Raw genomic sequence first — 25584 nt, forward strand, 5'->3', positions numbered from 1 at the left:
GCCCCTTCAGGGAAGGAGCGCCCTCGGCGTCGTCGTACGGGAGCGGGTCGTCAGCCCATGAACTTCTTGAACTCGTCGGGAAGTTCGAAGTCCTTGGCGCCCTGCTGGGGCAGACCGAACGCACCGCCTTCGGCGGCGGCCGCGCGGCGGGCGGCGGCCTCCTGCTCCTGCTGCTTGCGCTTCATCGGGTTGCCGGAGCGCTGCTTGCCCTTGGCCTGCTTCTGCTTCTTCTTCGCCCGGCCGGGACCGCCGCCCATGCCCGGCATCCCGGGCATCCCCGGCATGCCGCCCTGGGCCATGCGGGACATCATCTTGCGGGCCTCGAAGAACCGCTCGACCAGGTTCTTCACCGCGCTGACCTCGACACCGGAACCCCGCGCGATACGGGCGCGGCGCGAGCCGTTGATGATCGTCGGGTCCTGGCGCTCGCCCGGGGTCATCGACTTGATGATGGCCGCCGTGCGGTCGACGTCCCGCTCGTCCAGGTTCTGGATCTGGTCCTTCATCTGGCCCATGCCCGGCAGCATGCCGAGCAGCTTGGAGATGGAGCCCATCTTGCGGACCTGCTCCATCTGGGCCAGGAAGTCGTCCAGGGTGAAGTCCTGGCCCTTCTTGGACGCCAGCTTGGAGGCCATCTTCTCGGCCTCTTCCTGGCTGAACGTCTTCTCCGCCTGCTCGATCAGGGTGAGCAGGTCACCCATGTCGAGGATGCGGGAGGCCATCCGGTCCGGGTGGAAGGCGTCGAAGTCGTCGAGCTTCTCGCCGTTCGAGGCGAACATGATCGGCTTGCCGGTGATCTGCCGGATCGACAGGGCGGCACCACCGCGGGCGTCGCCGTCGAGCTTGGAGAGCACCACGCCGTCGAAGCCGACGCCGTCGCGGAAGGCCTCGGCGGTGTTGACCGCGTCCTGGCCGATCATCGCGTCGACGACGAAGAGGATCTCGTCCGGGGAGACGGCGTCGCGGATGTCCGCGGCCTGCTGCATCATCTCCTGGTCGATGCCGAGCCGGCCGGCGGTGTCCACGATCACGATGTCGTGGACCTTGGACTTGGCGAAGTCGATGGAGTCCTTGGCGACCTTGACCGGGTCGCCCACGCCGTTGCCCGGTTCCGGGGCGTAGACGGCGACACCGGCGCGCTCGGCGACCACGCTGAGCTGGTTCACGGCGTTGGGGCGCTGCAGGTCGCAGGCGACGAGCAGCGGCGAGTGGCCCTGCTCCTTCAGCCAGCGGCCGAGCTTGCCCGCGAGGGTGGTCTTACCGGCACCCTGCAGACCGGCCAGCATGATCACGGTGGGCGGCTGCTTGGCGAAGCGCAGGCGCCGCGTCTCGCCGCCGAGGATGGTGACCAGTTCCTCGTTGACGATCTTGAGGACCTGCTGGGCCGGGTTCAGCGCGCGGGAGACCTCGGCTCCGAGGGCGCGCTCCTTGACGTTCTTGATGAACGTCCGGACGACCGGGAGCGCCACGTCCGCCTCGAGCAGCGCGATGCGGATCTCGCGCGCCGTGGCGTCGATGTCCGCCTCGGAGAGCCGTCCCTTGCCGCGCAGGTTCTTGAAGGTCGCTGAGAGGCGATCGGAGAGAGTATCGAACACGGCGCTCGCGGTCCTCGGGGTCGGAGACAGACTGGGGAATCGCCCTCCAGGGTATCCCGGCGTGACAAGTCGCCGGGTCGCCCTCACCCGCGCAGTGTCTCCTCCAGCTTCCGCGCCACCGACTCGGCCTCGTCACCGGGCAGCGGCGCGCCCTCCGGGCCGGTGACGTAGAAGGCGTCCACGGCGTTGGCGCCGAGCGTGGAGACGTGGGCGCTGCGCACCCGCACGCCCGCGTCCTCCAGGGCGCGGCCGATGCGGAACAGCAGGCCGGGGGCGTCCTGGGAACGGACCTCGATGACGGTGGCCAGCCGGGAGGCGGCGGGGTGGACCGACACCCTCGGCGGGGGCGCGACCACGCCCCGGCGGCGCGGATAGGCCGCGTCCCGCTCGGCGAGGCGGGCGGCGATGTCCAGCGAGCCGTCCAGGGCCCGGACCAGGTCCGCGCGCAGCCGGGCGGCCTGCGGCAGCGAGCCGTACTCGGCGGCGACCCGCCAGTCCAGCAGCAGGACGGATCCGTCGACCCCGTCGGGCAGGGTCAGCGACCGCAGCTCGGCGGTGCGTACGGTCAGCCGGTGCACGGCGAGGACCCCGGCCACCGCGGGCAGCACCCCGGGCTGGTCGGGGACGGCGATGAGCAGCTCCACGCCGAGCGGCTCGGGGTCGCCGGACGGCTCCTGCCCGGCGGGCGGCTCGGTCTGGGCGCGCAGGGACAGCACGGGGCTGGCGGTCGCGGCCGCCTCCAGGGCGAGCCGCTCCTGCTCGGCGGTGGGCGCCGCGTCCTCGGGGTCGTCCGGGAGGTCGCCGGCGAGCACCGCCGCGACCCGTTCGACCAGCTGGGTGACGAGCGAGCCGCGCCAGGACGACCAGGCGGCCGGGCCGGTGGCCAGGGCGTCCGCCTCGGTGAGCGCGTGCAGCAGCTCCAGGGTGCCCGGGGAGCCGACGGCGTCGGCGACCGCGCGCACGGTGGCCGGGTCCTCCAGGTCGCGCCGGGTGGCGGTCTCGACGAGGAGCAGGTGGTGGCGGACGAGGGTGGCGACGACGGCCACGTCGTGCCGGTCGAAGCCGATGCGGGCGGCCACGTCCTTGGCGATGATCTCGCCGGCCACCGAGTGGTCGCCGGGCCAGCCCTTGCCGATGTCGTGCAGCAGCGCGGCGACCAGCAGCAGGTCGGGGCGGCTGACCCGGCGGGTGAACGCGGAGGCGCGCACGGCGGTCTCGATGAGGTGCCGGTCGACGGTCCACAGGTGCACGGCGTTGCGCTGCGGGCGGCAGCGGACCCGCTCCCAGTCGGGCAGCAGCCGGGTGATCAGCCCTTCGGCCTCCAGCGCCTCCCAGACCTCCACGGTCGGGCGGCCGGAGCCGAGCAGGGTGACGAGCTGCTCGCGCGCCTCGGCGGGCCAGGGCGTGGGCAGCGGGCGCACGGTGGCCGCGAGGCGCCGTACGGCGTGCAGCGACAGCGGCAGTCCGGCCTGCGCGGCGGCGGCAGCGGCGCGCAGCGGCAGGACGGGGTCACGCTCGGGGCGCGCGGCGCGGGCGAGCACCACCTCGCCGTCCTGCTCGACGACGCCCTCGGCCAGCGGGGAGCGCTCGGCGGTCGGCTTCCCGCCGCCCAGCATGGCGCGCAGCCGGGGCCGCACGGCGCGTGACCGCAGCACCCGCCCCACCTCGCGCCAGGTGACGTCGCTGGCGTACGAGACGACCCGGGCGGCTTCGTAGACCTGCCGCAGCAGGGTGTCCGCGTCGAGCAGGCCGAGCTCGGCGGCGACCTGGTCCTGCTCCTGGAGGGCGAGCCGGTCGGTCGCCCGCCCGGTGGCCAGGTGCAGGGCGTCGCGGACGTCGAGGAGGCGGCGCCGGGCGTCGGCGAGGCCCTCGCGCGGGGCGTCGGCGAGCCAGGAGGCGGCGACGGCCCGCAGGGCGGTGGCGTCGCGCAGCCCGCCGCGGGCCTCCTTCAGGTCGGGCTCCAGCAGGTACTGCAGCTCGCCCTGCCGCTCGGCGCGCTCGGCGCAGAGTTCCTGGAGTTCGGGCAGGCGCTTGGGCGCCTGGTTGCGCCAGTCCGCGAGGACGGCGGTGCGCAGGGACGCGGTGAGGCCGAGGTCACCGGCGATGTGCCGGGCGTCCAGCAGGCCGAGCTGGACCTTGAGGTCCTCGCCGGCGGTCCTGCGGGCCTCGGCCGGGGTGCGCACGGAGTGGTCGAGGTCGAGGCCGAGGTCCCAGACGGGGTACCAGAGCCGGTCGGCGAGGGCGGCGACCGCCTTGGTGTCGCCGCCGTCGTGCAGCAGGAGCAGGTCGAGGTCGCTGCGCGGGGACAGCTCACCGCGGCCGTACCCGCCGACGGCGACCAGGGAGGCGCCGCGCAGTCCCTCGGCGCCCGCGGTGAACAGGCCCGCGAGCCACTCGTCGGTCAGTTCGGCCAGGGCCGCACGGCGCGGCGGCCCGGACCGCACCTCCTCGGTGAGGAGGCGCAGCCGGGCCGCCGCGTAGCCGCTGGGTCCCGAGTCCTCTGCTTCGTTCCGCACGTCCGTACCCGTCACCCGGCGACTCCTGTTCTGTTTTCCTGCCTCAGAGCGCGTCGGGACCGCGCTCGCCGGTCCGGACCCGTACGGCCGTCTCGACCGGGATGGACCAGACCTTGCCGTCACCGATCTTGCCGGTGCGGGCGGCCTTGACCACGACGTCGATCAGCTGCTCGGCGTCGTCGTCCTCGACCAGGACCTCGATGCGGATCTTGGGGACGAGGTCGACGGTGTACTCGGCACCCCGGTAGACCTCGGTGTGCCCCCGCTGACGACCGTAGCCGCTGGCCTCGGTGACCGTCAGGCCGTGTACGCCGAAGGCCTGGAGGGCCTCCTTGATCTCGTCGAGCCGGTGCGGCTTCACGACGGCGGTGATGAGCTTCATGCGTCCACCTTCTTACTCTCGGCCCCGGCCACGGCGGCCGCGACGGCGGCGGTCTTGGCGGCACCGCCACCGGCGCCGCTGAAGTCGTATGCGGTCTCGGCGTGCTCGGCCTGGTCGATGCCGGCGACCTCGTCGTCCTCGGAGACCCGCATGCCCATGGTCTTGTCGAGGAGGAAGGCGAGGATCGCGGAGACGATCAGGGAGTAGGCGAGGACACCGAAGACACCGGCGCACTGCTTCCAGAACTGGTCCAGGCCGCCCCCGTAGAACAGGCCCGCGACGTCGGACTGGCCCTTGCCGGTGGCGAAGAAGCCGATGAGCAGGGAGCCGAGGATGCCACCGACCAGGTGGACGCCGACGACGTCGAGGGAGTCGTCGTAGCCGAACTTGTACTTCAGCCCGACGGCCATGGCGCACAGGACACCGGCGATGACACCGACGGCGATGGCGCCCAGCGGGGAGATCGCGCCGCCGGCCGGGGTGATGGCGACCAGGCCCGCGACCGCGCCGGAGGCGGCGCCGAGGGTGGTGAACGCGCCGTGCCGGATCTTCTCGTAGGCGAGCCAGCCGAGGACGGCGGCGGCGGTGGCGACCTGGGTGTTGACGAACATCAGCGCGCCCACGCCGTCGTCGTTGCCGAGCCAGGAGCCGGCGTTGAAGCCGAACCAGCCGAACCACAGCAGACCGGCGCCGAGCATGACCAGCGGGAGGCTGTGCGGGCGCATCGGGTCCTTCTTGAAGCCGACGCGCTTGCCGATGACCAGGATCACGCCGAGCGCGGCGGCACCGGCGTTGATGTGGACCGCCGTACCGCCGGCGAAGTCGATCACACCCAGTTCGAAGGCCCAGCCGCCGGCGCCCCAGACCCAGTGCGCGACCGGGAAGTAGACGACCGTGGCCCACAGGGCGACGAACAGGGCCCAGGCGCTGAACTTCACGCGGTCCGCGAGGGCGCCGCTGATCAGGGCGGGCGTGATGATCGCGAACATCAGCTGGAAGACCAGGAAGACGAACACCGGGATGGTGTAGCCGTCCCACAGTTCGGTCAGGCCGATGTTGCCGAGGCCGACCCAGTCGGAGTTCCAGCCGATGAGGCTGCCGGAGTCGGTGCCGAACGCCATGGAGAAGCCGTACAGCACCCACAGGACGGTGACGATCCCGAGGCTGATGAAGCTCATCATCAGCATGTTCAGGGTGCTCTTGACGCGGACCATGCCTCCGTAGAAGAAGGCCAGGCCCGGGGTCATGAGCATCACCAGGGCGGAACAGATGAGCATGAACCCTGTGTTCGCGGCAGACAGCTTGGGCGCTTCTGCGGCAAGGGTGATGGCTGGTGCCATCGGCGTCTCCTCGTCATTGGTACGGCCCCGTGCGGGCGAAGCCTGGAGCGGAGTGAGGGGGTGGGCCGGTTATGCGCCACGAGATTGGCGCAGCGCGGTTTCGGTGGAGGCCCCTCGTTGTTTCGCGGCCGTGACGAAGGCGCGTGGCGTGTTACGCGTCGATGAACTGCCGGAGGGCGGGCGCGCCGATCGTTATCGTGGCGCAATCTTCGGCGCGCCCGCTGTCCGCGGGGCACACGGACCGGCCGCGGTCGGCCTTCCGATGACCTGGCTGGGGGAGCCGAGTCGGGCAGTTCGGGAGGGCCGGCCGCGGCCGGGGTCTTGGGGGGTGCGGCTGGTCAGACCGCCTCGGCGGTCTCGGGCAGTTCGGCGGCGAGCCGTTCGGTGAGGTCGACGACCTCGCCGAGGTCGCCGAAGTCGCGTGCGGCGGTGTCCACGGTCTTGCGGATGCGGGTGTTGACACGCTCGGAGCGGACCTTCTTGGCGACCTGCATGGCCTGCGTGGCGAAGACCGTGCTCTGCTCGGGCTCGCGCTGCAGGAGGTGCACCGTGGCCATGCCGATCAGGTTCAGCGCATACGACCGCTGGTGCTCGCCGTCCTCGGCGAACAGCTCCACCGCCCGCTTCATCAAGGGCTCGGCCAGCGAGGCGTAGGTGGGGCTGCGGCCGGCGACGTAGGCGAGGTCGCGGTACGAGTGCGAGTTCTCCCCGTGGAGCTCGGCCTCGGAGAAGAAGCGGATCCAGTCGGGGTCCGGCTCGTCCCACTCGTCGGCCTCGGCGAAGGTGTCCTCGGCCATCCGCACCGCCCGCTTGCACTTGCCGGGCTGGCCCATGTTGGCGTAGGCGCGGGCCTCCATCGCATACAGCATCGACTGGGTGCGCGGGCTCGCGCAGTCCCGGCTGCCGTACTGCGCGAGGTGGATCAGCTCCAGCGCGTCGTCGGGCCGGCCGAGGTGGATCATCTGACGGCTCATGCTGGAGAGCACGTACGAGCCGAGGGGCCGGTCACCGGCCTCCTTGGCCGCGTGCAGCGCGAGGACGAAGTACTTCTGCGCGGTCGGCTGGAGCCCGATGTCGTAGGACATCCAGCCGGCCAGCTCGGCGAGCTCGGCGGCGACCTTGAACAGGCGCCGGGTGGTCGCCTCCGGCTGGGGCTCCTGGAGCAGGTCGGTCACCTCGTGCAGCTGGCCGACGACCGCCTTGCGGCGCAGCCCGCCGCCGCACTGGGCGTCCCACTGCCGGAACATCACCGTGGTGGACTCCAGGAGGTCCAGCTCCGGCTTGGACAGGCGGCCGCGACGGCCGGAGGCGGCCGCCTCCGGCTCGGAGCGCGGAGCCGGGGGCGAGGGCACGAGCCAGCGCTGCATGGGCTCGATGAGGGCCGGGCCCGCAGACAGGACCAGCGAGCTCCCGAGGAAGCCGCGCCGCGCCAGCATCAGGTCGCTGCGCGAGAACTCGCTGAGCAGGGCCACCGTCTGCGGGCCCGTCCAGGGCAGGTCGACGCCGGTCGCGGAGGGTGACTGGCGCGCGGTGCGCAGGCCCAGGTCCTCGACGGATACGACGACGCCGAAGCGCTCCGAGAACAGCTCGGACAGGATCCTGGGGATCGGCTCGCGCGGGTTCTCCCCGTCGAGCCAGCGGCGCACGCGCGAGGTGTCCGTGGAGATGTGGTTGGCGCCCAACTGCCGTGCCCTGCGGTTGACCTGGCGGGCGAGTTCGCCCTTGGACCAGCCGCTGCGCACGAACCAGGAGGTGAGCAGCTCGTTGGGGCGCTTGTCGGCGTGCGTCGCGCTCGCAGCGTTCGTCCCGCTCTCGCCGTTGCCGCTCACTGGAACGCCCCCATCCCTGAGACCACTTGTCGCCGAGTGCGCCAAGCCCTATCAGCATGCCGGTTCGTACGGCCGCCCGTCCGGGCCTTGTCACCCTTCGAACGGAAAGACGACTTGCCTCCGGCATACCCGCGAGTGCATGTGCCCCCAGGCCTCGTGCACACAAAGTAATCCTACGATCACCCGTCCAGCCATGGCTCACACGGAAACGCCACCATTCGCCACCCCATCGGATGAACTCCTGTGCGTCAACGCGCGATTCACTTGACACAGCACACCCAGGAGCGGGTGCAGCGAGGCACGCAGGGGCGCGCGCCGTCGGGCACACCACCCTGGGCACTTCCTGGCGCGGAGTGAACGGACCGCCGCCGGGAAGGCGGAAACAGAGAGTCACGTATCGCGTCCGCTGCGTAACCACGGGTGCGCCGGACCCGTTGGAGGGGGTATGGGCTTCACGATCGGCATCAGCCGGGGCATGCGCGACATCCGGTCCGGCTCGCGCCGCCGCAGCCGTACGCCGGACGGCACGGCGGTGGCCGAGTACACCGGGCTGTGGGGCTGGGACGTGGTGCCGGGGGCCCGGGCCGCGGGAGGCGCCTGCTCCTGCGGACGCCGTGACTGCGCCGCTCCCGGCGCGCACCCGCTGGCCTTCGCCCCGGTGATCCCCGCCGGGGCGACGCTCGACGACGTGACGGACGCCTGGGGCGAGTTCCCCGGCGCCTCGGTGATGCTGCCGGTCGGCCGCGCCTTCGACGTCATCGAGGTGGCCGAACCGGCCGGCCGCCGTGCCCTGGCCCGGCTGGAGCGCATGGGCCTGCCCGTCGGCCCGGTCGCGGCCACGCCGGACGGCCGCGCCCACTTCTTCGTCGCCCCCGGCGCCGCCGCTGACCTGCCCGGGCTGCTCTACCGCATGGGCTGGGACGACCCGGACGCCCTCGACCTGCGCGGCCTCGGCCCGGGCACGCACATCACGGCGCCGCCCTCGGACCGCGGGGGCCTCGGCCCGGTCCGCTGGCTGCGCTCCCCCGCCCTGGACTCCGCCTCCCGGCCGCCGGAGGCCCGGCTGGTGCTGGGCACGCTGGCGTACGTGGCCCATCGCTCACGCGCGTAGCGGCGGCCGGGACACAGAGCGAAGCGCCCGTCCCCGACTGCACCTCGGGGGCGGGCGCTTCTCGCGCAGGTACGGTTCTTCGCAGGTCGTGCGGCGGCTGGTGCCGAGCTCACTCCCCGATAAGGGCGTCAACGAACGCCTCCGGCTCGAACGGCGCGAGGTCGTCCGCGCCCTCACCGAGCCCGATGAGCTTGACCGGGACGCCCAGCTCACGCTGGACCGCGACCACGATGCCGCCCTTGGCCGTGCCGTCCAGCTTGGTGAGCACGATGCCGGTGATGTCCACGACCTCGGAGAAGACCCGGGCCTGGACCAGGCCGTTCTGGCCGGTGGTGGCGTCGAGGACGAGCAGCACCTCGTCGACCGGGGCGTGCTTCTCGACGACCCGCTTGACCTTGCCGAGCTCGTCCATCAGGCCGGTCTTGGTGTGCAGGCGGCCGGCGGTGTCGATGAGCACGACGTTCGCGCCCATCTCCTTGCCCTCCTTGACCGCGTCGAAGGCCACGGAGGCGGGGTCGCCGCCCTCCGGTCCGCGCACGGTGTAGGCGCCGACGCGCTCGCCCCAGGTCTGGAGCTGGTCGGCGGCGGCGGCCCGGAAGGTGTCGGCGGCGCCGAGCACCACGCTCTGGCCGTCGGCGACCAGGACGCGGGCGAGCTTGCCGGTGGTGGTGGTCTTGCCGGTGCCGTTGACGCCGACGACCATCACGATGCCGGGCTTGCGGTCCTCCGGCTCGGTCTTGACCGCGCGGTCCATGTCGCGGCCGACCAAGGTGATGAGCTCCTCGCGGAGCAGGGTGCGCAGTTCCTCGGGGGTGCGGGTGCCGAGCACCTTCACACGCTCGCGCAGCCGCTCGACCAGCTCCTGGGTTGGCTGCACGCCGACGTCGGCGGTGAGCAGCGTGTCCTCGATCTCCTCCCAGGTGTCCTCGTCGAGGTGCTCGCGGGACAGCAGGGTCAGCAGGCCCTGGCCGAGGGCGTTCTGCGAGCGGGAGAGCCGGGCCCGCAGCCGGACCAGGCGGCCGGCGGTGGGCTCCGGGATCTCGATCGCGGGAGCCTCGGCGGGCGGCTCCTCGACGACGACCGGAGCCGAGCCGTCCGGGAGATCAACCTCCTCTATCGTGCGCCGCGGTTCCTCCCGCGGCGTCTCGGCCTCGTCGCCGACGTGCGGCTCGGCCGGTGGGGCGGTGATGTCGGGCGCCGCGGGCGGGGGCGGCGGCAGCTGCTTCGTGCGCCGGCTGCCGACGATGAGCCCGCCGAGCGCGCCGAGCACGACCACGGCGATGACTACAGCAAGGATGACGATGTCCATAACGCGTCCAGTATCAGTCATGGGGCCCCGGGTCACCCTGCGCGCACCGCCCCGAAAGGCCGGGGCCGCCGGATCTGCACACCCCTGGATGCCTGACACTCCGTCAGCCTTGCGTCCCCCCGGACACCACCCGGCCGTACCGGATCCCCGCGCCCGCAGTGCGCGGCCGGGCCTCGGCCAAAGGCGGCCCGCGGTGTCCGCCCGGTGCTCCACTGGGGGCACGACCTCGCCGGTGGACGTGTTCCTGCGCGAGCCGGACGGACCGCTGGTCGACGTCGCCGGTGCCGTCCGGTGACGGCCTGGAGGTCACGCGCGGGTGATCGCGGGCGGCGTCATCGTCCGGTGGGACGTGTCGTCCCGTCGGAACGACGGACCGCCGCCCCGGCTCGGGCAGTGGCCGAACCGGGGCGGCGGCGGGTTACGGGGAGAGGGGCAGCGGGGACTTGGCCCTTCTCCCCGAGTGCGCGGGACGGGCTCAGCCCATCTCCTCCAGGGACTTGCCCTTCGTCTCGGTGACGAACTTCAGGACGAACGGGATGGAGAGCGCGGCGAACGCCGTGTAGATCACGTACGTCACGGACAGGTTCCAGTCGGCCAGCGACGGGAAGCTCGCGGTGATGGCCCAGTTGGCGATCCACTGCGCGGCGGCGGCCACGCCCAGGGCGGCGGCGCGGATCCGGTTGGGGAACATCTCGCCGAGCATGACCCAGACGACCACACCCCACGACAGGGCGAAGAAGAGCACGAAGATGTGCGCGGCGATCAGGGCGATCCAGCCCTGCGCGGCGGGCAGCTTGCCGTCGACCAGGTGGTAGGAGAACGCCCAGGCCTCCAGCGCCAGGCCGACGACCATGCCGATCGAGCCGATGATCGCGAGCGGCCTGCGGCCGACCCGGTCGACGAAGATCATCGCGATGACGGTGCCGACGATGTTGATGATCGACGTGGTGAAGGAGTAGAAGAACGAGTCCGTCGGGTCCACGCCGACCGACTGCCACAGCGTCGAGGAGTAGTAGAACGCGACGTTGATGCCGACGAACTGCTGGAAGACCGACAGGCCGATGCCGATCCAGACGATCGGCTTGAAGAAGAAGCTGCCGCCGAGCAGGTCCTTGAAGCTGGACTTGTGCTCGCTCTTCATGGCGCCCTCGATCTCGGCGACACGGGCGTCCAGGTCGACGTCCTTGCCCTCGACCTCGGAAAGGATCTGCCGGGCGCGCTCGTGCTTGCCGACGGAGATGAGGAAGCGCGGGGACTCGGGGATCGCGAAGGAGAGCAGGCCGTACAGCACGGCCGGGACGACCATGACGCCGAGCATGACCTGCCAGGCCTCCAGGCCCATCAGCTTGCCGCGCTGGTCACCGTCGGCGGCGTTGAGCAGGCCCCAGTTGACCAGCTGCGACACGGCGATGCCGATGACGATCGCGGCCTGCTGGAAGGAGCCGAGCCGGCCGCGGTAGGCGGGCGGGGCGACCTCGGCGATGTAGGCCGGGCCGATCACCGAGGCCATGCCGATGGCGAAACCGCCGACGACGCGCCAGAAGGCGAGGTCCCACAGTGCGAAGGGGAGCGCGGAGCCGATGGCGCTGACGGTGAAGAGGACCGCGGCGATCTGCATGCACCGGATGCGGCCGATGCGGTCGGCTATCCGGCCGGCGGTGGCGGCGCCGATGGCGCAGCCGATGAGGGCGATGGCGATGACCTGGGCGAGGGCCGCGGAGCCGACGTCGTAGCGGTCACGGATGGCCTCGACGGCACCGTTGATGACGGAGCTGTCGTAGCCGAAGAGGAAACCGCCCATCGCGGCCGCCGCCGCGATGAAGATGACGTGCCCGAGATGATCGGGGTGAGCCGTCCCGGCTCCTGACTTGGGTGCCTGCGCTGTGCTGGTCACGTGTACTCCTCGGGCCACCGGCAACGCTGCCGGAGGGGGTCAGCCCTTCGAGGTCCACCTGAAGGTACCTGAAGGTAAAAGGAACGTTGCCGAGACTATGCCTTCAAGTTTCGAAGTCAATAGGTCGGCTGCTGTGAATCTGCGGCAGCAGTGTGACAGGAATGTGTTCAAGTGTTGAAGCCATGAAGCGGTGCAGGTGAGACCGGTGTAGAGCACACCGATCTAGCGGAGGCGCTGGGAGATGACCTTCGACACACCGTCGCCCTGCATGGAGACGCCGTACAACGCGTCGGCGACCTCCATCGTGCGCTTCTGGTGGGTGATCACGATCAGCTGCGAGGCCTCCTGCAGCTCCTGCATGATCCGGATGAGCCGCTGGAGGTTGGTGTCGTCCAGAGCGGCCTCGACCTCGTCCATGACGTAGAACGGGCTGGGCCGCGCCTTGAAGATCGACACGAGCAGCGCGACCGCCGTCAGCGACCGCTCCCCGCCGGAGAGCAGCGACAGCCGCTTGACCTTCTTGCCCGGCGGCCGGGCCTCGACGTCCACGCCCGTGGTGAGCATGTTGTCGGGGTCGGTCAGCACCAGCCGCCCCTCCCCTCCGGGGAAGAGCCTGCTGAAGACGCCCTCGAACTCCCGGGCGGTGTCCCGGTAGGCCTCGGTGAAGACCTGCTCGACGCGCTCGTCGACCTCCTTCACCACCTGGAGCAGGTCGGCGCGGGTCTTCTTCAGGTCCTCCAGCTGCTCGCTGAGGAACTGGTGGCGTTCCTCCAGCGCGGCGAACTCCTCCAGGGCGAGCGGGTTGACCTTGCCGAGCTGCTGGTAGGCGCGCTCGGCGGCTTTGAGGCGCTTCTCCTGCTCGGCGCGGTGGAACGGCCTGGGGCGGTTGCGCGGGTGCTCGGGGTCCTCCGGCAGCTCCTCGCCCTCGGCGGGGGGCGAGGGCGGCACCGGCTGGTGCGGACCGTACTCCGCCACCAGCCCGGCCGGTTCCACACCCAGCTCCTCCAGTGCCCTGGTCTCCAGCTGCTCGATCCGCAGCCGCTTCTCGGCGCCGAGTACCTCACCGCGGTGGACCGAATCCGTCAGCTTGTCGAGTTCGGCCTTGAGGTCACGCCCCTCGGTGCGGGCGCGGGCGAGTTCCTGCTCACGGCGGGCCTTGGCGGCCTCGGCCGCGGTGCGCTCCTCCTCGGCGCGGGCGAGCGAGACCTCCACGTGCGCGAGCAGCTGCCGGGCGCCCGAGCCGACGGCCTCCGCGACGGCCGCCTCGTGGCGCAGCCGGGCCCGCCGCTGCTCGGCACGCGCGCGTGCCTCGCGCTCCGCGCGGGCGGCCCGGTCCAGGGAGTCGGCCCGGCCGGCCAGGCCCTTGACCCGTTCCTCGTGCGTACGGACCTGGAGACGGGCCTCCATCTCGGTCTGGCGGGCGTTGGCGCCGTCGGCGGCGAGCCGGTCCCGCACGGAGGTGTCGGGCTCCTCCTCGATCGGCATCTCCTCGGCGACGGCGAGCCGCTCGGCGAGTTCCTCGACCTCCTGCAGCGCCCTGTCCAGGGCCTCCTGGGCACGGGCCGCGGCGGCGCTGGACCGCTCGGCCTCCCCCGCCGCGCCCCGCGCCTGCCCGGCGAGCCGGCCGAGCTGCTGGGCCACGGCCGACTTCTCCCGGTCGGCGGCCCGGCGCCGGTCCCCCAGCTCCTCGACGAGCGCGGCGCACTCCTTGCGCCGTTCCCCGGCCTCCCGCTGGGCCTCGGCGAGTTCCTCGCAGCGCACGGCCAGCTCCGCCAGCTCGGCGGCGGCCTCGTCCACGGAGGCCTGCACTTCGAGGAGGCTGGGTGCGCCGGCCGAACCGCCGTGGGCGAAGTGGGCGCCGAGGAGGTCGCCCTCGGCGGTCACAGCGGTGAGGTGGGGGTGCGCGTAGACGAGGTCCTCGGCCTCTTCGAGCGTGCTGACGACGACGACGCCGTGGAGGAGCCGCCTGACGGCGGGCATGAGGTTCGCGGGGCCGCGGACCAGGTCCGCGGCGTAGCGGTGGCGGGCGTCCGCGGCGTCGGTGTGACCGGTCGCGTCGTTCCCCGCGTCCCCGGGGACGTCATCGCCCGCCAGGAGCAGGGTGGCCCTGCCACCGTCCTGTTTCCGGAGGAGCCGGATCGCGTCGGCCGCGGACGTGGGGGACGTGACCGCGACGGCGTCCGCCGCCGCCCCGAACGCGGCGGCCAGGGCGACCTCGTGGCCGGGGCTCACCGTGAGGAGTTCCGCCGCCGGGCCGAGCAGGCCGGAGAGGCGGTCCTTGGCCGCGAGCAGCATCCCGGTGCCGTCCTTGCGGCGCAGGCCGAGGGCCAGGGTCTCGTGGCGGGCCTGGGTGGCGGCGCGCCTGCGTTCGGCGGCGGTGGCGGCTTCCCGGGCCGCGGTGAGGGCGGCCTCGGCCTCGGTGAGCTGCCGCTTGGCCGCCTCGTGCTGTTCGGCGAGTTCCGCGTCGCCGGCGTCGAGGCCGTCGACCTCGGCCTTGAGGGCCTCGTACTCCTCCTGGGCGGCGACGGCACGTTCCCGCGCCTCGTCGCGGGCGGCGGCCAGGCGCTCGATCTCGGCCTGGGCGGAGGCCGCGCGGGAGCGGGCCGCGTTGACCTGGCCGCTGAGCCGGGCCAGGCCCTCTCGCCGGTCGGCGATGGCACGGGCGGCGTCCTTCAGGCGCCGCTCCTCCTGGGCCAGTTCGCGTTCCAGCTCGGCGCGGTGGGCGACCGTGTCCTCCAGGGCCCGCTCGGCGGCTTCCAGGGCCGCCTCCAGCTCGGCCTCCTGCTCGCGGATGCGGGCGGCCTCGCGCTCCATGTCCTCGGGGTCGCGGCCGCGCCGCTCCTCGGGGGGCGCGGAGGTGGCGCTCTTCACGCGGGCGTCGGCGAGCGAGATCGTGCCGCGCACCCGCTCGGCGAGCTGGGAGAGCTCGTACCAGGTCTGCTGGGCGCGCTGCAGGCGCGGCGCGAGCCGCCGGACCTCGTCCTCCAGCAGGGCCTCGCGCTGCAGCGCCCGGCGCAGCTGCTGCTCGGCGGCCTCCTTGCGCTCCTTCAGCGCGGCCTCGTCGGCGACCTCGGCCTGGAGCGCCGCCCGGAGCCGTACGAGGTCGTCGGCGAGCAGGCGCAGGCGGGCGTCCCGCAGGTCGGCCTGGATGACGGCGGCCCTGCGCGCGACGGCGGCCTGCCGGCCGAGGGGCTTGAGCTGCCGCCGGAGTTCGTCGGTGAGGTCCTGCACGCGCGCGAGGTTGGCCTGCATCGCGTCGAGCTTGCGCAGCGCCTTCTCCTTGCGCTTGCGGTGCTTCAGGACGCCCGCGGCCTCCTCGATGAAGGCGCGGCGGCCCATGGGGTCGGCGTGCAGCACGGAGTCGAGCTGGCCCTGGCCGACGATGACGTGCATCTCGCGGCCGATGCCGGAGTCGGAGAGCAGTTCCTGGATGTCGAGGAGACGGCAGGTGTCGCCGTTGATCTGGTACTCGCTGCCGCCGTTGCGGAACATGATCCGCGTGATGGTGACCTCGGCGTACTCGATGGGCAGGGCCCCGTCGGAGTTGTCGATGGTCAGGGACACCTCGGCGCGGCCGAGCGGCGGGCGGCCGGTGGTGCCGGCGAAGATGACGTCCTCCATCTTGCCGCCGCGCAGCGACTTGGCGCCCTGCTCCCCCATGACCCAGCTGAGCGCGTCGACGACGTTGGACTTGCCCGAGCCGTTCGGTCCGACGACACACGTGATCCCCGGCTCGAACCGGAGGGTGGTCGCCGAGGCGAACGACTTGAACCCGCGGAGGGTCAGGGCCTTGAGGTGCACGCCGCCGGACTTTACCGCCCGGCTTCGTCTCACTCCATGAACCCGCGGTTTCGCCCCTGAACGCGCAGGGCAGACCAGACGTTAAAGACGGTGAAAGGATGCGCGGGGGAAAGAAAGAAGGGACGCCGGTGGCGTCCCTTGCACTTCTGACAACTCAGCGGTTGTGACGGGCTTCCTTCACCACTGCGTGCCGATGTGGAGCGGTGCAGTGATCAGGTGAGCGCAGGCTCCGCCTGGTGTGCGTCAACGCTCTCCATGATCCTGTCGTGAGAAGCGGCAGCCGTCAGCGCCTCGTTCTCGGCCTGGATCCGTACGAGCTCGGATTCCAGGTCCTGGACGCGCTGCTGGAGCCGTCGCATCTCGGCGAGGAGTCGAGGGTCGGAGCCGCCGACGTAACCGAGAAGCGCCTTTGCCATGATGGATGGTCCTCCACAATGAGTGACCGACCGATGCGGTTGGGTCGTGAGGGATTCGCACCCGCAGCTTGGCAGGGCCTTCAGTTGTGCTGCCGTTCAGCCATGCCAAACAGCTAAGGTGCGCGGGGTGCTTTCAGCGTCTCACCAAAAAGTTTGACGGTCAACACGATCACGCCCCGTATTGGCGGGCATCCCTGGCGCACACGGCCTGGAACGGCGGCGCGGCGGTTTCAGTGGGCCCTCGGGGCGTGGCGATCATCCTTGCGTCTGGAGCCCGCCGAGGCAAGCGGTTCCCGCAATCACCAGCGACTTTCCGGGCGGGCCGACGGCCCCGGGCCTCTTCGGGGGCGGCCCGGAGGCCGTCCGCCCGGGCGGGGTCAGCGGATGGCGAAGCCCTCGTAGCCGCCTCGGGGTGTGTCCCAGATCTCTGTGACACCGTCCACGCGGCCGGGCGTGTCGTCACCGCGGAGCCACTCCAGCAGCCCTTCGCAGCCCTCGCGCGCGCCCTCGGCGACGACCTGGACCCGTCCGTCGCCCAAATTGAGAGCAAAACCACTCAGGCCGCCGATCTCCAGGGCCTTGGCCCGCGTGAACCAGCGGAAACCCACACCTTGGACGCGTCCCCGCACCCAGGCGACCAGTCGCACATCCTCGCTCATGACTGCAACCTAACCGCCCGATCTCCCTCCGGGCACTTCCTCCCCTTGCGCCATGCGGTACCGTCCCCCATCAACGAATCTCATATGAAACTCACACGATCGAGTGAGTTTGGTGTTGATCTCGAGGACGAGTCGACCGCCAGGACGAGGAAGGCCAGGACATGGGACGCCACCGACGCTCCGCCGACGGCCGCGCCGCCACGGGCCACGCCGACGGCTTCGCGGAGGGCCACGACCCGCTGCACTCCACCGCGGACGACGCCCCGACGATGGGCATCGCGCCCTACCTGAACCCGGAGGCGTACGCCGAGACCTACGCCAGGAGCGAGGCGTACCTGTACGGGGCGGAGGCGTCCGCGCCCGGTGACCGCTTCACGGAGACGGCCGTCTTCGCGAGCGACGGTTTCGGCTCGGACGGATTCGCCTCAAACGGTTTCGCGTCGGACGGTTTCACTCCCGACGGCGGCACCCGCCGCGCGGGCGCGCACCGCCGCCGGAAGAAGACCGCCCGCCCGATGCGCACCGGACTGCTCGGCGTGTCCGCCGCCGTCGCGCTCGGCACGGTCGCGGTGGCCACGGGCGCGGTCCCGGGCCTGGAGAACTACAAGCTCGGCGGCGGCAGCAACACCGAGGACGTCCAGGCCGGCGACACGGCGACGAGCTTCCCGACGGAGCAGGGCGGCACCTCCGGCAGCGCCGAGAGCCGGGACGACGCCCCGGCCAGCCGGGACAGCGGGCGTTCCGTCCCGCCCTCGCCCTCCGCCTCGAAGTCGTCGGCAGCGCCGACGAAGACGCCGGAGAAGGCCGACGAGACGCCGGAGAAGGCACCGGAGAAGAAGCAGCCGGCCGCCACGCCCAGCAAGAAGCCGGACAGCACGCCGTCCCGCACGGCCACGAAGGCACCGCGCAGCCCCGGCGCCTCCGTCGCGCTCCCCGGGGAGACCGCGGCCGCCGCGCAGGTGCTGGCGCTCGTGAACGAGGAGCGGGCCAAGGTGGGCTGCAGCCCGGTCGCCGCGAACAGCGCCCTGACCGACCTGGCCCAGAGCTACAGCGAGGACATGGCCGCGCGGGGCTTCTTCGACCACACCGACCCGGACGGCCGGACTCCGTGGGACCGGGCGGAGAAGGCCGGCATAAGCAATCTCGGCGGCGAGAACATAGCCCGCGGCCAGGCCGACGCGGCGGCCGTGATGGACGCCTGGATGAACAGCCCCGGCCACCGCGCCAACATCCTGAACTGCGACTTCAAGACCCTGGGCGTCGGCGTGGAACTCGGCTCGGGCGGTCCGTGGTGGACGCAGAACTTCGGCTACTGAGACAGCCGGAGGTCAGAGAGCTGACTGCCTTCCCGGGCCGTTCTCTGCCGTTCGGGGCCCGCAGCGTTCATCCTCGGGGTATGCCGCTCTCCGCTGAAGTCCGCGACCTGTGCCGGGCGACGTTCGCTCCGGAGTCGCTTGATCTCGCCCTTCGCACACAGTGCGGCCGGAGACACGCGGTCATGCGAACGGCGACAAGCCCTTGCGCTCAAGGTGAGCGAGCAACGCATCGAGGCACGCGTCTGCCGTGGCCAGGTCCGCGCGGAAGAACGAGTCCTCACCGAGCGACCCCCCACTGACGATGACCATCCAGGCCTGCCTGTGCTCGGTCATGCGATCACCGTCGACCTTGAACACGGACGTGACTCCCCGCTCCGCCAGCCACGCCATCAGCTCGAGCATGTCCACTCGCACCCCTCCAGGAAGCCGTCCGTGAGCAGATCAAGGTCGTCGATCAGCTCGTCGGTACCGCACGAGCCGGGAACCGCGCCTAGCCGGTGGTCCGGGAGGCGTTCAGGGACCGGGCGTAGTCGGCGAGTGCACGGAAGTCGTCCTCCCGTAGGCCGACTCGCGGATTGACGTGGTGGAGGAGCCCGGGGCCTTGGTGGTGGGCGATCACGTACGTCTCATCCAGCTCGCTCTGCTCGTCGTCGACCCAGGCGAAGGGGCGGCCTGCCGCGTAGTCCACCAGCGGTCCGGTCTTCCAGTGCACTCCATCAGGGCGTTCCTTGAGCAGGGCGTCGCCGAAGTCCACGAAGGGGAGTGCCGGAAGGCCGAGGACCGGAGCGATCCACCGGTTGGCGTCGTCCATCCACGTGGTGGCCCAGCACAGGTCGAAGCCGAGCTGGAACAGGATTCGTCCGTGCTCCGGGTTGAGCCAGACACGCAGGGGACGTCGTCGGGACGAGAGGCTCCTGTCGTCCTCATCGGCGTTGTTCCGGGGGACCCTGAGGGTGGTGTAGCCGTGGGGGCGCCTCTCCGGCCGGGCGGCGTAGGGGTTGAGTGGCCCGTCCACGTCGAGGAACAGCAGCGGTCGGTTCACGGTCTCCCCCGGGTACGGCTCAGTGTGGACTGCCCCGATGAGCGTAGCGGTGGGACGGCTCGGCACGGCGTCCGGAAGTCCGCGGTCGGCCGACCGCACGGCGGCGCCCATGCCCGGGCCGGCTTCGAGATCCGCGTGGGACAGCCCGCGGGGCTCACGCCGCGGCCGAGCCCCTGAGGAACGTCCTCGCCGTCTCCGTCACCCGGCGTCCCAGCTGCTCCGCCGTGGCGATGTCGGACTTGTGGACGGCCTCCGGGCCCTCGTCCGCGTTGGTCGACGCGGCGGCGCCCGTGAAGACGCCGAGGCGGTTCAGGTCGTTCTCGGACGCGGTGCTGCTGTTCCAGCCGGGGAGCAGGCCGAGGTTGACCCAGTGCATGCCGAGCTGGGCCGCGAGGATCTGGAAGTACTGCAGGGTGTGCAGCTTGTCCCCGCTCTTGGAGGCCGAGTTGGTGAAGCCGGCGGCCAGCTTGTCCTTCCAGGCCTGCGTGGCCCAGCGCTTGGACGTGGCCTCGGCGAAGACGTGGAAGGCGCCGGACGCGGTGCCCATGTAGGTCGGCGATCCGAACACGATGGCATCCGAGCGGTCGAGGATGGCCCACTGCTCCTCGGTGATCTCGTCGACGCTGATCAGGTGCACCTCGGCCCCGGCCTCGACGGCCCCGGCCCGGACGGCTTCGGCGAGGACGGCGGTGTGGCCGTAGCCGGAGTGGTAGGCGAGGGAGACGACGGGAGTGGTCATGGAAGGGCTCCTCGAACACGGCAGATGGCTTACGGTGACCAAAGGAAAGCACTAACTACTAGTTAGTGCAACCTGTCGGTTAGCGCTGTGCTGGCGTAGGCTGGCCTCATGACCACCACCCAGGAGCTCACGGAGGGGCTGGACGACCTCCCGTACAACGTGTTCGCCAAGGCCTGTCCCTCGCGCGGCACGCTCGAGCACGTCACGGGCCGCTGGGGCGGGCTGACCCTCGGCGCCCTGTACGAGGGCCCGCTGCGCTTCAACGAGCTGCGCCGCCGCGTCGACGGCGTGAGCGAGAAGATGCTCTCCCAGACGCTGCACGCCCTGGAGCGCGACGGCCTGGTGCACCGCGAGGCGCAGCCCACCAACCCGCCACGGGTCGACTACGAGCTGACGCCGCTCGGGCGCGGTGTCGCCGAGCGGTTGCTGAGCCTCATCCACTTCGTGGAGGGGCAGATGGACGACGTGCTCGCCGCCCGCGAGCGCTACGACGCCACGCGCGGCGCCCGCTGACACCGCGGGCAGAAGTAGCTCGACCGGTTCATCCAGGGCCGTCGCCGCATCGGAGTGCCGCAGCGCCGGCAGGGCAGGCCCTCGCGGCCGTACGCGTCGAGGGACCGGTCGAAGTAGCCCGACTCGCCGTTGACGTTGACGTACAGGCTGTCGAAGCTGGTGCCGCCCACCGCCAGGGCCGCGTTCATCACGTCCCGTACGTGTCCGAGCAGGAGCAGCGTGCGCGGGCGGGTGAAGGTCGCGGTGGGGCGCTCGTAGTGGATGCGGGAGCGCCACAGGGCCTCGTCCGCGTAGATGTTGCCGACGCCGCTGATGAGCGACTGGTCGAGCAGGGCCCGTTTGATGGTGGTCCGCTTGCGGCGCAGCGCCTGGTGGAAGGCCTCGTCGTCGAAGAGCGGGTCGAGCGGGTCGCGGGCGATGTGCGCGATGACGTCGGGCAGCCCGGCCGGGGTGTTCTCGTGCAGCGACAGTCCGCCGAAGGTGCGCTGGTCGACGAAGCGGAGTTCGGTGTCCGCGGTGTCGGTGAAGCGGACCCGGATGCGCAGGTGCTTCTCGTCGGGGGCCGTGTGCGGCTGGACCAGGAGCTGGCCGCTCATGCCGAGGTGGGCCAGGATCGACTGGTCCGTGTCCTCCAGGGGCAGCCACAGATACTTGCCGCGGCGGCTCGGTACGCCGATGCGGTGGCCCTTGAGGCGGTGCGCGAAGTCGTCGGCGCCCGCGAGGTGGCGGCGCACCGCGCGCGGGTGCAGCACCTCGGCCTCGGCGACGGTCCGGTGGGCGACCCACCGCTCCAGACCGCGCCGTACGACCTCGACCTCGGGCAACTCGGGCATGGGGATCCCCCGTCACGAACCTGCGGACGACCCGAGCGCCCGCCCCGGGCAGGGGCGGGCGCTCGGGTGCGCTGTGCTGTGGCCGGACACCCGGTACGGGCGGCCGGCTCGTCAGCCGTCGACGGTGCTGCCGTCGACGGCCGTGTGGGCGGCCTGGGCCGCCGCCGACTGCGTCTCCTCGGCGGCCTTCGCCGCCTTGGCGCGCTCGTCCGCGGCGGCCCGGATGGACCGCCAGGCGGACTCGGCGGCCTGCTGCTCCGCCTCCTTCTTGCTGCGGCCGGTGCCGGTGCCGTACGAGACGCCTCCGACGCGGGCGGCAGCAGTGAAGGTCTTCTCGTGGTCGGGGCCGGTCTCCGTGACCAGGTACTCGGGGACGCCGAGTCCTTCGGTCGCGGTGAGCTCCTGGAGACTGGTCTTCCAGTCCAGGCCGGCTCCGAGGTTCGAGGATTTCTCGATCAGGGGGTCGAACAGGCGGTGCACCAGCTCCGCCGCCGAGTCCAGGCCCTGGTCGAGGTAGACCGCGCCGATCACCGCTTCCAGGGTGTCGGCGAGGATGGACGCCTTGTCCCGCCCGCCCGTGCCCTCTTCACCGCGGCCGAGCCGGATGAAGGAGCCCAGGTCGAGCCCGCGGCCCACCTCGGCGAGCGCACGCGAGTTGACCACCGCGGCCCGGAGTTTGGCCAGCTGGCCTTCCGGCAGATCGGGGTGGGTGCGGTACAGCGTGTCCGTGACCACGAGGCCGAGCACGGAGTCCCCGAGGAACTCCAGGCGCTCGTTGGTCGGCAGACCGCCGTTCTCGTATGCGTACGACCGGTGGGTCAGCGCGCGCACCAGAAGGGCGGACTCGACCTTGTAGCCGAGCCGCCCTTCCAGAAGCGTGTGGGACGAGGCCTGGTTGTCCGCCGGAGCACTCCCGCTCACGCGGGAAGTCTTGTTCTTAGGCGTGGACACAGTGCCTCTCACCGACCGCTCAGACCTCGAGGACCTGGCGCTTGTTGTAGGTGCCGCACGACGGGCACGCGATGTGCTGCAGCTTGGGCTCGTGGCAGCGCTCGCACGCAACCAGGGTGGGGACCGCAGCCTTCCACTGCGACCGGCGGTGGCGCGTGTTGCTGCGCGACATCTTCCGCTTCGGAACAGCCACGGCTACTTCTCCTGCTTCTCGTCGACGCCCGCTTCGGCGCCGCTCATCTCGTCCTTCTCGCCGTCCGACATGGTGCCGGCGAGTCCCTGCAATGCCGCCCAACGGATGTCGACGGCGTCATGGTGGTGGTCCGGGTCGTCCGCCAGCCGCGCGCCGCACTCGGCGCACAGCCCGGGGCAGTCTTCCCGGCACACCGGCTGCATCGGCAGTGCGAGCACCACCGCATCACGCAGCACGGGCTCGAGGTCGAACAAGCCGTCCTCGAGGAAGAGCCTGTCCTCGTCGTCCTCGGCGTCGTCGCCCGGTTCCGCGATCACACGGCCCCGGTCGTCGGCGTCAGGGTACGAGAACATCTCCTGGAAGTCCGCTTCGAGCTCCTGCTCCAGCGGCTCCAGACACCTTACGCACTCCCCCTCGGCCGTGGCACGGGCGGTGCCTGTGACGAGCACCCCTTCCATGACCGACTCCAGCCGGAGTTCGAGCTCGACCGGGGCGCCTTGCGGCACTCCGATGACTCCCTTGATACCGAGGTCCTGGGGAGCGTCGACCGTGCGGGTCAGGCGCTGCAGCGCACCAGGCCGCCGACCCAGCTCGTGCGTGTCGAACACGAGGGGGTTGCGGTGGTCGAGGCGGGCGTTCAGAGCCATTCCTGCTTTCGATCTTCGAGCTCGGAGGAAACGCCGCCCTGCGGTGTTCCCGGGCAGCGTTGATCGCGGACGTACACGCGACCGAAGAGCCAGGATACTGGACCTTTCGCTGTCGGCCCAATCCGGTGCTCAGCCCTGACCGCGGCCCTGCTCGTAGGCCCGCAGCTGCTCGGCGCTGATCATGCCGGTGTCGAAGAGGCTGGTCTCGTCTAGAGCGTATCCCTGGTGGCTCTGGTGGCCCTGGTGGTCCTGCTGCGGCTGCTGCTGCGCCTGCGCCGGGTCGTAGGCGGCCTGCTGCGAGTCGTAGCCCTGGTAGGCGTACGGATCGGCCTGCTGGTAGCCGTACGGGTCCTGCTGGGCCGCGTAGGGCTGCTGCGGGTAGCCGCCGTACGGGTCGGGCTGCTGCTGGTATCCGTACGCCGGCTGGGACCGGGCGTAGTCCTGCTGCTGGGGCGCGGGCCGCTCGGCGGGCGCCGGCGGCTGCTCGGCGAGGGCGGCCAGGTCGGCGAGGTAGTCGGCGTCGCTGGAGTGCTGGACCGTGCTGGTGTCGTCGGCCAGGGCGCCCAGGTCGTCGGTGGCGATCCGGCCGTGCAGCTTCTGCCGGCCGCGGCCGACGGCCTCCAGGGTCTTGGCGAGGACCGCCTCGAACGCGCCGAGCTTGGCGTCGACGTACTCGTCGGCGGTGCGGCGCTGGGTCTCCGGGTCGTGGCTGCGCTCGGGGGCGTCCTCGTCCTGGTAGCCCTGCTCGTCGGTGCCGGGGCCGGTGCCGAGGAGCTTCTCGCGGCCGCGGCCGACGGAGCCGAGGGTCTTGGTGAGGACGACCTCGAAGTTGGCGAGCTTGGAGTCGACGTACTCGTCGGCCTCGGCGCGGACCTCCTCGGCCTCCTTGCGGGCCTCGGCGAGGATCCGGTCGGCCTCGGCCTGGGAGCGGCGGGCGATCTCGGTGTCGGAGATCAGCGAGCCGCGCTCGGCGTGGGCGCTCTCGATGATCCGCTGGGCCTCCTGGCGGGCCTGCTCGACCATCTGCTCACGGCCGCCGATCAGCTCCTGGGCCTGGGCCAGGGAGTCGGGCAGCGCCGCGCGCACCTCTTCCAGCATCGCGAGCAGCTCGGCGCGGTTGACCACGCACGAGGCCGACATGGGCATGGACCGGGCGCCGGAGATCGTGGTGACGATCTCGTCGAGCTTCTTCTGCACGTCCACCGTGTGCTCGCCACTCTCTACAGATGCGTTGGAGACGGACGGGACGACTGTACGGCCACGGGGTACCCGCCGGACACCGGGTGACGGGTGGTCAGGTCCGCGCGGGACGCGGCGGGACGCGGTCAGTCCTTGCGCAGCCGCCCGGTCAGGGCCCGGAGCACCTCGGCCGGCACCAGGTGGGAGACGTCGCCGCCCCAGGTCGCGACCTCCTTGACCAGGGAGGACGACAGGAAGCTGTAGGTGGGGTTGGTGGGCATGAAGAGGGTCTCCACGCCCGACAGGCCGTTGTTCATCTGGGCCATCTGCAGCTCGTAGTCGAAGTCGCTGACGGCGCGCAGACCCTTGACGATGGCGGGGATGTCGCGCTGCTTGCAGAAGTCGACGAGGAGGCCGTGGAAGGCCTCCACGCGGACGTTGCCGTACTCGGCGGTGACCCGGCGGATCAGGTCGATCCGCTCCTCGATCTCGAACAGGCCCTTCTTGGCCTGGTTGATCATCACCGCGACGTAGACCTCGTCGTACAGCCTGGAGGCGCGGGAGATGATGTCGAGGTGTCCGTTGGTGATCGGGTCGAACGACCCGGGACAGACGGCACGGCGCACTTGTGATCCCTCGCTCTCCGGTCCGGTCATCGTGCGTCTTCGCACGTAGAGGCGGCGCGACCGTACCAAAACGTTCCCTCGCCGTAGCGACGGGCCCGCAGGGGTTCGAACCCCTCGGGCCACCGGAATTCGCCGCCTCTGGTGCTGCGCTCCACGGTGACGAGGGCTTCCCCGGCGAGCCACCCTTCCGAGCGGAGTGTGAGGAGGATCTCGCGAAGATCGTCGTCCGTCACGGCGTACGGGGGATCGAGGAAGACCAGGTCGTACGGGTCACCGGGGGGCGCGGTACGGATGATCTGTTCCGCTTTGCCCGCTCTGACCTCGGCGCCGGGGAGGCCGAGGCTCTTCACGTTCTCGCGGACGACGCGGGCGGCTCTGGCGTCGGCCTCGACCAGGAGCGTGTGGCCCGCGCCCCGGGACAGGGCCTCCAGGCCGACCGCGCCGGAGCCCGCGTAGAGGTCGAGGACGCGTTCGCCGTCCAGAGGGCCGCCCAGGAGGGACTGCCAGGTGGAGAAGAGGCCCTCGCGTGCGCGGTCGGAGGTGGGGCGGGTGCCGGTGCCTGGGGGTACGGCCAGGCGACGTCCGCCGGCGGCGCCGGCGATCACGCGGGTCATCTTCGGTCCTTGGTCGTGGGCGGCTTTGGGTATCAGTGTGGCTGGTCGCGCGGTTCCTCGCGCTCCTGAAGGAGAGTCG

23 protein-coding genes are annotated in these 25584 nt (G+C 71.6%); 3 read left to right on the forward strand and 20 right to left on the reverse strand.

Annotated elements, in window-relative coordinates:
* Positions 1–50 precede the first annotated feature (50 nt).
* The 5 genes from ffh to ACF07N_RS06025 all read right to left on the reverse strand — a co-directional run bounded on the left by ffh (position 51) and on the right by ACF07N_RS06025 (position 7662).
* Positions 51–1595, reverse strand: a complete 1545-nt coding sequence (gene ffh / locus ACF07N_RS06005) for a signal recognition particle protein (protein ID WP_383325783.1) — start codon at positions 1593–1595, stop codon at positions 51–53.
* 83 nt (positions 1596–1678) lie between these two features.
* The gene (locus ACF07N_RS06010; RefSeq protein ID WP_392109013.1) at positions 1679–4126 is read right to left on the reverse strand and encodes a [protein-PII] uridylyltransferase; all 2448 of its coding nucleotides are present in this window, start codon (positions 4124–4126) and stop codon (positions 1679–1681) included.
* Positions 4127–4154: 28 nt separating this feature from the next.
* Positions 4155–4493, reverse strand: a complete 339-nt coding sequence (locus ACF07N_RS06015) for a P-II family nitrogen regulator (RefSeq protein ID WP_030231663.1) — start codon at positions 4491–4493, stop codon at positions 4155–4157.
* A complete protein-coding gene (locus ACF07N_RS06020) occupies positions 4490–5833 on the reverse strand; it encodes an ammonium transporter (RefSeq protein WP_383325776.1) in 1344 nt (447 codons plus the stop codon). Before ACF07N_RS06020 ends, ACF07N_RS06015 begins: the two co-directional genes overlap by 4 nt.
* Before the next feature lie 338 nt (positions 5834–6171).
* Positions 6172–7662, reverse strand: a complete 1491-nt coding sequence (locus tag ACF07N_RS06025) for a hypothetical protein (RefSeq protein WP_392109017.1) — start codon at positions 7660–7662, stop codon at positions 6172–6174.
* A 445-nt stretch (positions 7663–8107) separates the two neighbouring features.
* On the opposite strand from ACF07N_RS06025, the gene ACF07N_RS06030 reads away from it, so the two are divergent.
* Positions 8108–8773, forward strand: coding sequence for a bifunctional DNA primase/polymerase (locus ACF07N_RS06030; RefSeq protein ID WP_392109020.1), 666 nt, complete (start codon positions 8108–8110; stop codon positions 8771–8773).
* A gap of 109 nt (positions 8774–8882) precedes the next feature.
* On the opposite strand, the gene ftsY is transcribed toward ACF07N_RS06030, so the two are convergent.
* From ftsY to ACF07N_RS06055, 5 genes are all read right to left on the reverse strand, one after another.
* Positions 8883–10082, reverse strand: a complete 1200-nt coding sequence (gene ftsY, locus ACF07N_RS06035; protein WP_392109023.1) for a signal recognition particle-docking protein FtsY — start codon at positions 10080–10082, stop codon at positions 8883–8885.
* 475 nt (positions 10083–10557) lie between these two features.
* The gene (locus ACF07N_RS06040) at positions 10558–11976 is read right to left on the reverse strand and encodes a sugar porter family MFS transporter (RefSeq protein WP_383337757.1); all 1419 of its coding nucleotides are present in this window, start codon (positions 11974–11976) and stop codon (positions 10558–10560) included.
* 222 nt (positions 11977–12198) lie between these two features.
* Positions 12199–15777 (reverse strand): chromosome segregation protein SMC, encoded by a 3579-nt coding sequence (smc, locus tag ACF07N_RS06045; protein ID WP_392109027.1) that lies wholly within the window; start codon positions 15775–15777, stop codon positions 12199–12201.
* Positions 15778–15989: 212 nt separating this feature from the next.
* Positions 15990–16193 carry a hypothetical protein gene (locus ACF07N_RS06050; protein WP_003993245.1) on the reverse strand — a complete coding sequence of 68 codons (204 nt, stop codon included), beginning with the start codon at positions 16191–16193 and terminating at the stop codon, positions 15990–15992.
* A 377-nt stretch (positions 16194–16570) separates the two neighbouring features.
* Entirely contained in the window at positions 16571–16852 is a 282-nt protein-coding gene (locus tag ACF07N_RS06055; protein WP_356522618.1) for an acylphosphatase, read from the reverse strand.
* A 161-nt stretch (positions 16853–17013) separates the two neighbouring features.
* Here ACF07N_RS06055 and ACF07N_RS06060 point away from each other — a divergent pair, with 161 nt between their 5' ends.
* Complete coding sequence (locus ACF07N_RS06060) at positions 17014–18168, forward strand: CAP domain-containing protein (RefSeq protein WP_392109031.1); 1155 nt, start codon at positions 17014–17016, stop codon at positions 18166–18168.
* A 180-nt stretch (positions 18169–18348) separates the two neighbouring features.
* Here ACF07N_RS06060 and ACF07N_RS06065 read toward each other — a convergent pair whose 3' ends face one another.
* From ACF07N_RS06065 to ACF07N_RS06075, 3 genes are all read right to left on the reverse strand, one after another.
* Positions 18349–18570 (reverse strand): hypothetical protein, encoded by a 222-nt coding sequence (locus ACF07N_RS06065; protein WP_392111046.1) that lies wholly within the window; start codon positions 18568–18570, stop codon positions 18349–18351.
* Positions 18571–18658: 88 nt separating this feature from the next.
* A complete protein-coding gene (locus tag ACF07N_RS06070) occupies positions 18659–19210 on the reverse strand; it encodes a hypothetical protein (RefSeq protein ID WP_392109034.1) in 552 nt (183 codons plus the stop codon).
* Between the two features lie 154 nt (positions 19211–19364).
* Positions 19365–19949: a flavodoxin family protein gene (locus tag ACF07N_RS06075; protein WP_392109037.1), complete on the reverse strand. Its 585-nt coding sequence runs from the start codon at positions 19947–19949 to the stop codon at positions 19365–19367.
* A gap of 108 nt (positions 19950–20057) precedes the next feature.
* Between ACF07N_RS06075 and ACF07N_RS06080 the strand changes: the two genes are divergently transcribed.
* Positions 20058–20462, forward strand: coding sequence for a winged helix-turn-helix transcriptional regulator (locus tag ACF07N_RS06080; protein WP_383325745.1), 405 nt, complete (start codon positions 20058–20060; stop codon positions 20460–20462).
* Here ACF07N_RS06080 and mutM read toward each other — a convergent pair.
* The 7 genes from mutM to rsmD all read right to left on the reverse strand — a co-directional run bounded on the left by mutM (position 20435) and on the right by rsmD (position 25505).
* Positions 20435–21295: a bifunctional DNA-formamidopyrimidine glycosylase/DNA-(apurinic or apyrimidinic site) lyase gene (gene mutM, locus ACF07N_RS06085; RefSeq protein WP_392109041.1), complete on the reverse strand. Its 861-nt coding sequence runs from the start codon at positions 21293–21295 to the stop codon at positions 20435–20437. The genes ACF07N_RS06080 and mutM overlap by 28 nt on opposite strands.
* A gap of 111 nt (positions 21296–21406) precedes the next feature.
* Positions 21407–22258 (reverse strand): ribonuclease III, encoded by an 852-nt coding sequence (gene rnc / locus ACF07N_RS06090; RefSeq protein ID WP_383325739.1) that lies wholly within the window; start codon positions 22256–22258, stop codon positions 21407–21409.
* Between the two features lie 7 nt (positions 22259–22265).
* On the reverse strand, positions 22266–22439 hold the full coding sequence (gene rpmF, locus ACF07N_RS06095) for a 50S ribosomal protein L32 (RefSeq protein WP_007493396.1): 174 nt from the start codon (positions 22437–22439) through the stop codon (positions 22266–22268).
* A 2-nt stretch (positions 22440–22441) separates the two neighbouring features.
* A complete protein-coding gene (locus ACF07N_RS06100; RefSeq protein WP_383325735.1) occupies positions 22442–23086 on the reverse strand; it encodes a YceD family protein in 645 nt (214 codons plus the stop codon).
* Positions 23087–23215: 129 nt separating this feature from the next.
* Positions 23216–24289 (reverse strand): cell division initiation protein, encoded by a 1074-nt coding sequence (locus tag ACF07N_RS06105; protein ID WP_392109046.1) that lies wholly within the window; start codon positions 24287–24289, stop codon positions 23216–23218.
* A gap of 122 nt (positions 24290–24411) precedes the next feature.
* A complete protein-coding gene (gene coaD, locus ACF07N_RS06110) occupies positions 24412–24891 on the reverse strand; it encodes a pantetheine-phosphate adenylyltransferase (protein WP_392111049.1) in 480 nt (159 codons plus the stop codon).
* 26 nt (positions 24892–24917) lie between these two features.
* Positions 24918–25505, reverse strand: coding sequence for a 16S rRNA (guanine(966)-N(2))-methyltransferase RsmD (rsmD, locus tag ACF07N_RS06115; RefSeq protein ID WP_383325729.1), 588 nt, complete (start codon positions 25503–25505; stop codon positions 24918–24920).
* Positions 25506–25584 lie beyond the last annotated feature (79 nt).

Origin of the sequence: Streptomyces sp. NPDC015242, from assembly GCF_043079125.1 — a bacterium.
Classification (GTDB): domain Bacteria; phylum Actinomycetota; class Actinomycetes; order Streptomycetales; family Streptomycetaceae; genus Streptomyces.